Annotated in this window: 11 protein-coding genes; 9 read left to right on the top strand and 2 right to left on the bottom strand. The window is 35.4% G+C overall.

Going from position 1 to position 11372, the window contains the following annotated elements:
- The first annotated feature begins 180 nt into the window (after positions 1-180).
- The 7 genes from yidC (at position 181) to VNJ50_RS00210 (ending at position 8109) form a co-directional block, all read left to right on the top strand.
- On the top strand, positions 181-2076 hold the full coding sequence (gene yidC, locus VNJ50_RS00240) for a membrane protein insertase YidC (protein WP_325577918.1): 1896 nt from the start codon (positions 181-183) through the stop codon (positions 2074-2076).
- Positions 2077-2266: 190 nt separating this feature from the next.
- On the top strand, positions 2267-2977 hold the full coding sequence (locus VNJ50_RS00235; RefSeq protein ID WP_325577916.1) for a toxin-antitoxin system YwqK family antitoxin: 711 nt from the start codon (positions 2267-2269) through the stop codon (positions 2975-2977).
- Positions 2978-3106: 129 nt separating this feature from the next.
- On the top strand, positions 3107-4294 hold the full coding sequence (gene mnmA, locus VNJ50_RS00230) for a tRNA 2-thiouridine(34) synthase MnmA (RefSeq protein WP_325577914.1): 1188 nt from the start codon (positions 3107-3109) through the stop codon (positions 4292-4294).
- Positions 4295-4411: 117 nt separating this feature from the next.
- On the top strand, positions 4412-5356 hold the full coding sequence (locus tag VNJ50_RS00225) for an NAD(P)H-dependent flavin oxidoreductase (RefSeq protein ID WP_325577912.1): 945 nt from the start codon (positions 4412-4414) through the stop codon (positions 5354-5356).
- A 343-nt stretch (positions 5357-5699) separates the two neighbouring features.
- Entirely contained in the window at positions 5700-7091 is a 1392-nt protein-coding gene (locus VNJ50_RS00220) for an MATE family efflux transporter (protein ID WP_325577910.1), read from the top strand.
- 206 nt (positions 7092-7297) lie between these two features.
- On the top strand, positions 7298-7525 hold the full coding sequence (locus VNJ50_RS00215; protein ID WP_325577908.1) for a hypothetical protein: 228 nt from the start codon (positions 7298-7300) through the stop codon (positions 7523-7525).
- 2 nt (positions 7526-7527) lie between these two features.
- The gene (locus VNJ50_RS00210) at positions 7528-8109 is read left to right on the top strand and encodes a phosphatase PAP2 family protein (RefSeq protein WP_325577906.1); all 582 of its coding nucleotides are present in this window, start codon (positions 7528-7530) and stop codon (positions 8107-8109) included.
- 59 nt (positions 8110-8168) lie between these two features.
- Here the strand turns inward: VNJ50_RS00210 and meaB are convergent, their stop codons facing one another.
- Together meaB and VNJ50_RS00200 are read right to left on the bottom strand one after the other, a co-directional pair.
- Positions 8169-9245, bottom strand: coding sequence for a methylmalonyl Co-A mutase-associated GTPase MeaB (gene meaB, locus VNJ50_RS00205; protein ID WP_325577904.1), 1077 nt, complete (start codon positions 9243-9245; stop codon positions 8169-8171).
- Between the two features lie 16 nt (positions 9246-9261).
- Entirely contained in the window at positions 9262-9837 is a 576-nt protein-coding gene (locus VNJ50_RS00200; RefSeq protein ID WP_325577902.1) for a DUF2911 domain-containing protein, read from the bottom strand.
- Positions 9838-10132: 295 nt separating this feature from the next.
- On the opposite strand from VNJ50_RS00200, the gene VNJ50_RS00195 reads away from it, so the two are divergent.
- Both VNJ50_RS00195 and VNJ50_RS00190 read left to right on the top strand, forming a co-directional pair.
- On the top strand, positions 10133-10582 hold the full coding sequence (locus VNJ50_RS00195) for a KTSC domain-containing protein (protein ID WP_325577900.1): 450 nt from the start codon (positions 10133-10135) through the stop codon (positions 10580-10582).
- A 178-nt stretch (positions 10583-10760) separates the two neighbouring features.
- Positions 10761-11372, top strand: a 612-nt coding sequence (locus tag VNJ50_RS00190; RefSeq protein ID WP_325577898.1) for a metallophosphoesterase, incomplete at its 3' end; no start/stop codon positions are given.

The raw sequence follows: 11372 nt of genomic DNA, 5'->3' as shown, positions 1-11372 counted from the left end.
TTGTTTGTGGCTTTCGTTAAAGCTGCTGTCAATTATAAAAATGAAAAAAATCATGCCACTATGGCAAAAAAATAAATTTGGATGCATTTTTGCGCTGAAAAACCGAACTAAAAAATAATTTTACCAACTTAAAAAGACTTGACTAGATTTTATAACCCTTCAAGTCTGAATATCAAATAAATGGAAGAAAAGAAATTTGATCTCAATTCGATAATAGGATTCGTACTTATTTTTGGAATATTGTTGTTCATGCTTTGGCAGAACCAACCTACTCCCGAAGAATTGGCTGCAGAAGAAAGAGCAAAACAAGCCCAGATAGAGGCTAATAAAAAAGCAGAAGTTAAAAACGATACTTTCGTTACTACTACAGACGACTATTCAAATACCGCAGCTTTTGATTCGTTGCGATTAGAAGGATTGAAAAATAAATTGGGTGCATTTGCCTATGCCTCAACCTTGCCATCGGCTACAGATCATGAAACTTTGGTGGAAACCGATTTATTACAATTAAAATTTAGTAATAAAGGCGGCTATCTTTCAGAAGTAAAACTCAAAAAATTTGTTGATCATGATTCGCTGCCCATCTATATTATTAAAGATGGCAATGCGGCTTTCAATATTTCGTTTTCAACCACCGACAACAGAAATCTAAATACGCAAGATCTTTATTTTGAGCCTACTGTATCCAAAAATGGTGAAAACACCATAGTTTCGATGAAACTTAAAGTATCTGAAAGTAAGTTTTTGGAATATCGCTATGAGTTAAAGCCAGATGATTATATGTTTGGTTTTCATGTGCGTTCACAAGGATTGAATGATGTGATCAATAGTTCGCAAGAAGTCAACCTAGATTGGACCATTAAAACCTACCGTTACGCCAAAAGTATTTCTTATGAAAATAGATATACCGAGCTTATTTTTGAATACGATGGTGGAAAAGATGATTATTTAGGTCAAGGTAAAACTACCGATGATACGGCTAAGGATGTTACTTGGATTGCCAACAAACAACACTTCTTTACATCAATTCTTCTTGCTGATCAACCGTTTAAAACGGGGTATTTTAAATCGGAAAATTTAGTTCAGGACGAAGATATTGATACGATTTTCACCAAGGCATTTGCCAGTAAATTACCCTTAGTTTTAGAAGGTGGAGAGCTTAATAAAAGCATGGATCTATATTATGGACCAAGTGATTATAAGATTTTAAATGCCTATGGCCGAAATTTAGATGAAGTTTTACCATTGGGCTGGGGTATTTTTGGTTGGATTAACCGTTACTTATTTATTCCGCTATTTGGGTTTTTAGGTTCTTTTATGCCTTATGGAATTGCCATTGTGGTCATGACTATTTTGATCAAACTTTGTCTGTCGTTTGTTCAGTACAAACAGTTTTTATCTCAAGCAAAACTGAAGATCATAAAACCAGAAATGGACGCTATTCGTGAAAAATATAAAGACAACAAGCTTAAAATCCAACAAGAAACCATGGCGTTGCAGTCTAGAGCAGGGGCAAGTCCGTTGGCAGGTTGTATTCCGGCATTGATCCAATTGCCTGTGTTTTATGCCTTGTTCCAGTTTTTTCCATCTGCGTTTGATATTCGTCAAAAAAGTTTCCTCTGGGCCGATGATTTATCATCGTATGATACCATTTTAGATTTGCCATTCAAGATTCCGTTTTATGGAGATCACGTGAGTTTATTCCCTATTTTGGCCTCGATCGCTATTTTCTTTTATATGAAAATGACCACAGGGCAACAAATGGCAACGCAACCAACGCAAGAAGGAATGCCTGATATGGCCAAGATGATGAAGTACATGATTTACTTGTCGCCAATCATGATGTTGTTTTTCTTTAATAATTATGCCTCTGGATTGAGTTTATATTATTTCATTTCCAACTTGATTAGTATTGGAATTATGATCGTTATCAAGAATTTTATTTTGGATGAAGATAAAATCCATGCACAAATTCAGGTGAATAAGGCAAAACCTAAAAAAGAAAGTAAGTTCCAAAAGAAAATGAAAGAAATGATGGAACAAGCTGAGGAACAAAAACGACAAGGAAAACGCTAAAGTTGTCCATGTTCATATAATTTTAACAATGCCTCCGAGTTTTTCAGAGGCATTGTTGTCTGTAACAAACGGTGAAATTTATCAATGGATTGCGAAACATATTTTGGCCTTTTGAAATAATTATCTATTTTTTGAGTTGATCTGTTTGTTATCAAGTGATTAGTAAGTATTCTTTTATAAAAAATTAAAAATGAAGAAACGGACGTCGATTTTAATGGGAATGTTAGTATTATTTCTGACACCAATATTTGCACAAGATCTCATTAATCAAGTGGATAGTGAAGGGAAACGTCATGGACAATGGCGTAAGAATTTTGATAATACCGATCAGCCTAAATATGAAGGTGTTTTTGAGCATGGCAAAGAAATAGGGTTATTTAAGTTTTATAAACTCGTTGAAAAAAAGAGCGTTTTAAGTGCTACGCGTGAGTTTTCGGCCACGGATGACAGTATTGTTGTAAAGTTTTATTCATCTAAAGGAAAACTGATCAGTGAAGGCCAAATGAAAGGTAAATTGTTTGTTGGAAAATGGATTTATTATCACAATAAAACAAACGGGATCATGACCGTCGAAAACTATAACAACAAAGGTCAACTGGATGGTGAAAAGTTGGTGTATTATCAAAATGGAAAACTTGCCGAACAAGCCAATTTTAAGAACGGAAAACAAGAAGGGATTTCAAAAGTGTTTTCTGAAAATGGCGTGGTGATCAAGGAGTTTTTGTATAAAGAAGATAAACTTGATGGTTTGGCTAAATACTTTAATTCGGCCGGGCAATTGTTGGCCGAAGGAGTTTATAGAAATGATAAAAAACATGGTATTTGGAAATACTATGAAAATGGTGCGCTGACCGAAGAAAAGGATTATACTGTTTATAGTAAAAATCCGATAAAGCAGTAGGGAAGAGGTTTCAGGTTCAAAGTTTTAGATTTCAAGTTGCAGGTTTCTTCAATTTCAACTTCAAATTCTCCCGATAACTATCGGGATTCAACTTCAATTTGTTTACAGTAATCTTCGTAATTTTGCAAAATGAAAAGAGTAATAATAGGACTTTCGGGTGGTGTAGATTCTAGTGTTGCCGCATACTTGTTAAAAGAGCAAGGTTATGAGGTAATTGGCCTGTTTATGAAAAACTGGCATGATGATTCTGTAACTATTTCTGATGAATGTCCATGGTTGGATGATAGTAATGATGCCATGTTAGTGGCAGATAAGTTGGGAATTCCGTTTCAAACGGTCGATTTGAGTGAGCAGTATAAAGAACGTATTGTTGATTATATGTTTGACGAATATCAAAAAGGACGAACGCCTAATCCCGATGTACTTTGCAATCGTGAAATCAAGTTTGATGTGTTCATGAAAATTGCACTCGATCTGGGTGCGGATTTTGTCGCAACAGGTCATTATTGCCGAAAAGGAACGCTTGAAAAAGATGGAAAAGAAATTTATCAGTTGCTTGCTGGCGTAGATAATACTAAAGATCAATCTTATTTTTTATGCCAACTTTCGCAAGAGCAATTGTCAAAAGCATTATTTCCAATTGGCGAATTGACCAAACAGGAAGTTCGTAAAATAGCCAAAGCACAAGATTTGATAACTGCGGATAAAAAGGATTCGCAAGGCCTTTGTTTTATTGGTAAAGTAAGATTGCCCGAGTTTTTACAACAAAAGTTGAAACCCAAAGAAGGTACTATTGTAGAGGTGTCTTCAGATGCAGGTGTTTACCAACAAGAAACGCCTGATTTTACTAATAAAAAGGACGAATTGGCATATTTGGCACGCAAAACGAAGTATCAAAGTTCTGACGGAAAAATAGTAGGCAAACACCAAGGTGCACATTATTTTACAAAAGGTCAACGTAAAGGTTTGGCCGTAGGCGGCACAGTAAAACCACTTTTTGTAATTGAGACGGATGTTGATGAGAACGTGATTTATACCGGTCAAGGCAATGATCATCCAGGACTACTCAAAAAAGCTTTGTTCGTCAACCCGGATGAAGTACATTGGATTCGTGAAGATTTAAAAATGGAGATTGGCAAAACCATGGATGTCATGGCGCGTATCAGATACCGACAACCACTTCAAAAGGCAACATTGCACCAAATGGATAACGGACTTTATGTGGTTTTTGATGAACTTCAATCCGCTATTACCGAAGGTCAATTTGTAGCGTGGTATCTTGATGACGAATTAGTAGGTTCGGGAGTAATTTCTTAAATTGGCATTGTCTATTTCCAGTATATTTTTTACTGGAAATTCGATTTTCTATTATTTTAATATTCTTTCCACCATTTTAAAAACATCATTTTTAAAAATAAATTCATAAAATCATACATGTCGAATAAAATTACCGAACTTTTTAAAATTCAATATCCTATTATTCAAGCCGGAATGATTTGGAACAGTGGTTGGCGATTGGCATCAGCATCAAGTAATTCGGGAATTTTGGGTCTTATTGGCGCAGGATCCATGTATCCTGAGGTTTTACGTGAACATATTCAAAAGTGTAAAAAAGCAACCGATAAGCCTTTCGGTGTTAATGTGCCCATGCTATACCCAAATATTGAGGAAATCATGGATATTATTGTTGAAGAAGGCGTCAAAATTGTTTTTACTTCTGCCGGTAATCCAAAAACTTGGACGACTTGGTTAAAAGAGCGTGGTATTACGGTAATTCATGTGGTCAGTAGCGTAAAGTTTGCGTTGAAGGCACAAGAAGCTGGCGTGGACGCCGTTGTTGCCGAAGGTTTTGAAGCGGGCGGACATAATGGAAGAGAGGAAAGTACGACGTTAACTTTAATCCCGATGGTCAAAGAAGTTTTAGAAATTCCACTTATAGCTGCGGGTGGTATTGCCACAGGGCAAGGCATGTTGGCTGCAATGGTTTTGGGTGCTGATGGTGTTCAAGTAGGGAGCAGATTTGTGGCCAGTGAAGAAAGTTCGGCACATCAAGCTTTTAAAGAAACTGTAATTAACACACAAGAAGGGGGAACTCAACTTACTTTAAAAGAATTAGCACCGGTACGACTCATTAAAAATAAGTTTTACAATGATATCGTCGAATTGTATAAAACTAGCCCAACTCCCGAGGATTTAAAAAGCTTATTGGGAAGAGCACGAGCAAAGCGTGGTATGTTTGAAGGTGATTTAGTAGAAGGCGAATTGGAAATAGGTCAAATTGCTGGATTGATACACGATATTAAACCGGTCGCAAAAATTGTAGAGGATATGATTGCGGAATATAAAACCGCTAAACGGCAGGTGGAATACTTGTTTTAATGGCTAATACCAAATTTTATAGCAAGCAAAAAGGGGAGAATTCCCCTTCTTAGTTTGAAATGTTCTAACAATAATTTTTAAATCCCTCTAAAATAATAGCTAAAACTTTCAATAGTTTTTAATTTGTTTTAAACAACATGCGTGTTAAATGCATGTGATTATTTTGTTTTGTAAAATTAATAGATATTAGGATTTTTCACAATTATATGGTGTTAACTTATCAACAAAATTTTGTTGTAAGTTAATAACTTTCAGTCTGTTGGTGTTTTGATTCTGAAATATAATTATAAAAAGATTAATAAAGATACACAAACACTTACCTTTGCATTTTTAAAATTTTCACGTGAATTTAGTACAATATACCAAAGAATTTAAGTACAATTTAAACTTAGCGGCACCAGTAATGCTCGGGATGCTAGGCCATACTTTTGTGAGCCTGATTGACAATATCATGGTTGGCCAGTTGGGAGCTACAGAACTTGCCGCCGTGTCATTAGGCAATAGTTTTGTTTTTATAGCGATGTCTTTGGGAATTGGTTTTTCTACGGCTATCACACCTTTGGTGGCTGAGGCCGATACCGAACAAAATTTCAAAAAGGGAAAATCGGCATTAAAACATGGATTGTTTTTATGTACGACCTTAGGGATTATATTGTTTGTGTTGCTGCTTTTGGCCAAGCCGTTAATGAATGTCATGGACCAACCCAAAGAAGTGGTGGCATTAGCGATTCCTTATTTGGATTTGGTAGCATTTTCATTGATTCCACTTATTATTTTTCAAGCATTTAAGCAGTTTAGTGATGGCTTGTCGCTAACAAAATATCCTATGTATGCGACCATTTTGGCCAACCTGATTAATGTATTGTTGAACTACCTTTTGATTTTTGGTAAGTTCGGTTTTCCAGAATTAGGAATTGTTGGCGCAGCCATTGGTACGTTGATTTCAAGGGTGGTCATGGTGTTCTTCTTGTGGTGGCTGTTGAGAGCTCGTGAAAAATCGAAAGCGTATGTCACCAATATCAAAATTTTTGTTCTCGAATCGCCAATGCTTAAAAAGATCATCAATATTGGATTGCCAAGCGCGATGCAAATGTTTTTTGAAGTTGCCATTTTTACCGCTGCCGTTTGGCTCAGTGGTACGTTGGGACAAAATCCGCAGGCGGCAAATCAAATTGCATTAAACATGGCTTCAATGACTTTTATGGTGGCGTCAGGACTAAGCGTTACGGCCATGATTAGAGTGGGCAACCAAAAAGGATTAAATAATTTTACCGAACTGCGCCGTATTGCTATGTCCATCTTTTTCTTGGGTGTTATTGTTGCGGTTGGTTCAGCGTTGCTGTTTTTCTTGTTGCATGATATTTTACCAACTATTTATGTTGATCTTGACGATCCTATAAATGCTTTCGACAACAGAGAAGTGGTCTCCATCGCTTCTACATTACTTTTATTGGCCGCTATTTTTCAAATCAGTGACAGCTTGCAGGTTGTAGCACTTGGAGCACTTAGAGGGCTTCAAGATGTTAAAATCCCAACCCTATTAACATTCATATCATATTGGGCCATCGGGTTTCCTATAAGTTATTATTTTGGTAAAGAAGATGTTTTTGGCAGTGAAGGCATTTGGATGGGACTTATTGCCGGACTTACCAGTGCGGCCATACTATTGTTTATCAGATTTAATGTATTGACCAAAAAACTCATAAAATCCGAAGTTTCAAACTTGCCTTCTTGATAAATTGGATTCGAACAAATCAGTTGAATTTATAATATGATTGAATTGGCTAAATAACTATAAATTTTAAATCATTTTTGTCTTTGATGGTCAAAAAAACTGATTTTTATGATTGTTTTTTACTTGCATTACAAATTAAACTATATCGCATTTCATCAATTAAATTTGATATTTTTGTACATTAACCTTTCATAAAGCTATCAAAAATGCAACTACCAAAATTCATTCTCGGCGATAACACCGATTTTCCTGAAGCCATTTATATTATTCATACTGAATTTCCAAGATTTATTTTAAATCTTGAAGACGATGAAGTAGAATGGATGGAAGAATTTGATGAGCATGACGAAAAAGAAATTGCTTCGGAAACAGAAAATCTAATTCAACAGGCTACTGATTTCTACGATCGTGAAATTGAAAGATATAACGAATAAGGATGGATCAGATTTTAAATTGGGATACTGATTTATTTATAACTTTAAATAGTTTAGGCACCCAAACGTGGGATTCGTTTTGGTTGGTTTACACTGCAAAATTTACTTGGATTCCGCTTTATGCCTTACTACTTTATCTGCTTTTTAAGCAAAAAACTTTAAAACCCTTTTTGGTTATCATTGTATTGGTAGCATTAATGATTGTAGTTACCGATCAGACTTCCAATCTTTTTAAAAACGGATTCCACCGTTTGCGACCATGTCATTTGGCAGAATTGATAGACCAGATGCGTCTTGTTAAATCACATTGCGGTGGTCGATACGGATTTTTCTCGGCACATGCATCCAATACCATGGCCATCGCTATTTTTATTGGTTTGATCTTAAAAAAACGATTTAATTATTTGATTTACATCTTAATAGTTTGGGCGATCGCGATGGGTTATAGCCGAATTTACATTGGTGTCCACTATCCGTTGGATGTTATTGTTGGAATGGTTTTAGGAGGTGCCACAGGCCTGCTGTTTTATTACCTTTACCAATATATTGTCAGAAGATTTGATTTTGAAACTTTTAATGCGTAAAAAAATAACATTTGATGGATGCTCAGCAATTAACGCGAGTTAATTATATTTTTCAAATGCTATTTCAATTTTAATAAAACTTCTGCCGCGGCGAAAGGTGTGGTTACCCCATTTTGAATGTGTTTTAATTGAAGCTCTAATTCAGTTTTTATGGAAGGATTATTATAAAAATCCGATTTCAATCGATCTTCAATCGTTTGGAGCAACCAAAATTTGTTTTGTTCATTCCGATTGTGCTCAAAAAAATGAGTGCTTTTTGAAAGATTTAAATAGTTTTCAATGAGTTCCCAAACTTCCGCGATCCCTGTGTTTTGAAGGGCACTTGCCAATAAAACTTTGGGTTGCCATCCCGATTCCTTGGGTGGATATAAATGCAAAGCTCTATTAAATTCAACTTTTGCAATTTTAGCATTTTTAAGGTTTTCGCCTTCGGCTTTATTAATAACAATGGCATCTGCCATTTCCATAATACCGCGTTTAATGCCTTGCAGTTCATCACCGGCACCGGCCAGTTTCAACAGTAAAAAGAAATCGACCATACTGTGAACAGCTGTTTCGCTTTGGCCAACGCCAACGGTTTCAATTAAAATGGTATCAAATCCTGCGGCTTCACATAATATTATGGTTTCTCTGGTTTTTCGTGCCACACCGCCCAATGACGTTCCTGATGGTGATGGGCGGATAAAAGCTTTATCGTTTTTGGTTAGTTCTTCCATTCGGGTTTTATCGCCCAAAATAGAACCTCGGGTCAAACTGCTGCTCGGATCAACAGCCAACACAGCAATGTTTTTTCCTAAAGACGTTAAAAATGTACCAAAAGTTTCTATAAAAGTGCTTTTTCCAACACCAGGAACACCTGTAATTCCAATTCTTATCGATTTGTTGGCGTAGGGCAAACATTGTTGGATGATGTCATTGGCTTTTTTTAAATGTAGTTGATTGGTGCTTTCTACCAATGTAATGGCCCTGCTAAGCATGGTGCGGTCTTTTGCAAGTATGCCTTTTACAAATTCATCAACGGATGGCAGTTGTTGTCGCTTGTTTTTAATAGTAGCTATAGCAGTTTTGTTAGTGGTTTCAGGATGAGAAACACCTTCATTTTCTTGTAATGCCGAATTTTTAGGTTTGGTGCTCAAACTCTTTTAAATTTACCTATTCTGATTGCTCACTACTGATCTTGATTGGGATTTCAATTTTGGTATGATCCCATGCCATGGTCATCTTTAAATTATCTGTACTGTTATCAAAAGCAATGGTAAATTGTTCTACGGTTTCATTGATATGGTATACGGGTACATTAATTTCATTAAGGTCAAATTCTGGTTCGCGCATGGGTTGCATATGCTCATCAACGCCCCAAGTATATTGTTTGGTGTTAAAAAAAACTTTCCAAACGCTGTCATTCGGGATGGTCCAGAGTGTATATTTTCCTTTAGGCACCAAAACACCATCTATAATTAGGTTTTTATTGCACGTAAATACTGTTGCCTCATTGGCTCCGGTACGCCAAACTTTGTTATACGGCACCAAAGCACCAAAAACCTCACGTCCTTTTTTTAAAGGTCGGTTATAGCTTACTTCCAGTTTAGTGTCGTTCAATTCAAATTTCACGGTATCTTTGGGACTGAGCCGTTTAGAAAATATATCTTCAACAAAATAAGAGTATAAAAATAGTCCAGCACATACGATGGCTAGGGTAATCAAAAGGCGTTTTAAAAACGTGTTCATAAAATGAATGAATAATTAATTAGAAACGATGTAAATATAATTTAAAAAGTATGGTCTTTAAAGTACTTAACGTTGTTTTATGGAAAGTTGGTATATTTTTGAAAGACTAAGTAAATAAAACTTAAGGTCATTCTTGATTCAACTTGTAATTTTAGTAAAATAAGATTTTTTTACTAATCTAAATGTCAGTTTCAGTATCAGAACCTAATACTTTATTGTGGGGAAAATAAACAACAAAAAAATGTAATTCATTGGATATTAACACGTATTTTTGCGCCCTCAAATAAAATTTGGTATGAAGCGCATAAATGAATACAAGAAACTCTTTGGAGTAGAAAAGGATGTTGAATTGAAGACTTTAAAAAAATCTTATCGCGATTTAGTGAAAGAATGGCATCCTGATAAATTTCAAGCTGGAGATCCTTTGCGTGAAGAAGCTGAAATACAAAGCCGGAAAATTATTGACGGCTATCATTTTTTGGTGAGTATTGCACCAGAAACGATTTCAGCAAATTTAGAAGATTATACCCATACGATTACCAATTCGGGGATTGCCGATTTTTCACATAAAGGATTGTTGTTGGAAATTGTTTTTCAGGATGGATCTACTTATGAGTATTTTGGAGTGACCAAACAAGTTTATATTAAAATGATCAATAGTGATAAACTCAATCGTTTTGCCAAAAGAAACATTTACGACAATTACACATATAGAAAATCAAAACGTAATCTTGAAACCGCTTAATCTTCAAGAAAAGTCTTTGAAATAGAATTGCAGCAAGCACAATTATTTTAAAATGGGAATGGGTTTTTAAAACTTATTCCCATTTTTTTATGTGAAACTCTAATAATGAGTAGCTTTAAAAGAAGTTAAATTTTTATTCAGTTCGTAAAATGCTTAATTTGCGTTAAAACTAACTCTTATGAAAAAATATTATGCGCTTCTGTCTTTCTCAATTTTACTGTTCACAAGTTCTTGTTCCATATTTCATAAAAGCAAATCAACTAAGGATGATGGCAAAATAGAGGTCGTTTTTGTCCAAGTCAATGATGTTTATGAAATAGCGCCACTTTCTGGAGGAAAAGAAGGAGGAATTGCCCGTATTGCAACTTTAAAAAAAGAACAAAAAGAAAAAAATGACAATACATTTCTGGTGATGGGTGGAGATTTTGTGAGTCCTTCTATTTATAACAGTTTAAAATATGAAGGAATGAGTATTCGTGGCAAGCAAATGATTGAGTCCTTAAATGCAGCAGGAATGGACTTTGTTGTTTTTGGCAATCACGAGTTTGATATTAAGGAAAATGAAATCCAGTCGCGTATTGACGAATCAGACTTCACTTGGATTTCTTCAAATACATTTCATAAAAAAGGCGATGCAGTTGGACCATTTTTCAAATCTTCTACGACGCCGTTTCCGGAATATTATATTTTAAATGTGTCTGATGGCGACGGAACACAAGCAAAAATTGGAATTATTGGATTGACTTTGCCATTTAACAAAGTGCCTTATGTACATTATACCGATCCGATA

Source organism: Gelidibacter sp. (assembly GCF_035577925.1).
Classification (GTDB): domain Bacteria; phylum Bacteroidota; class Bacteroidia; order Flavobacteriales; family Flavobacteriaceae; genus Gelidibacter.
The sequence above is the reverse complement of the archived record's forward strand: the minus strand, read 5'-3'. Positions and strand labels throughout refer to the sequence as shown.

Bases quoted from the DNA above. Each gene is read 5' to 3' on its own strand.
- yidC (WP_325577918.1), top strand. From the start codon at position 181: ATGGAAGAAAAGAAATTTGATCTCAATTCGATAATAGGATTCGTACTT.
- VNJ50_RS00235 (WP_325577916.1), top strand. From the start codon at position 2,267: ATGAAGAAACGGACGTCGATTTTAATGGGAATGTTAGTATTATTTCTG.
- mnmA (WP_325577914.1), top strand. From the start codon at position 3,107: ATGAAAAGAGTAATAATAGGACTTTCGGGTGGTGTAGATTCTAGTGTT.
- VNJ50_RS00225 (WP_325577912.1), top strand. From the start codon at position 4,412: ATGTCGAATAAAATTACCGAACTTTTTAAAATTCAATATCCTATTATT.
- VNJ50_RS00215 (WP_325577908.1), top strand. From the start codon at position 7,298: ATGCAACTACCAAAATTCATTCTCGGCGATAACACCGATTTTCCTGAA.
- VNJ50_RS00210 (WP_325577906.1), top strand. From the start codon at position 7,528: ATGGATCAGATTTTAAATTGGGATACTGATTTATTTATAACTTTAAAT.
- VNJ50_RS00200 (WP_325577902.1), bottom strand. From the start codon at position 9,837: ATGAACACGTTTTTAAAACGCCTTTTGATTACCCTAGCCATCGTATGT.
- VNJ50_RS00195 (WP_325577900.1), top strand. From the start codon at position 10,133: ATGAAGCGCATAAATGAATACAAGAAACTCTTTGGAGTAGAAAAGGAT.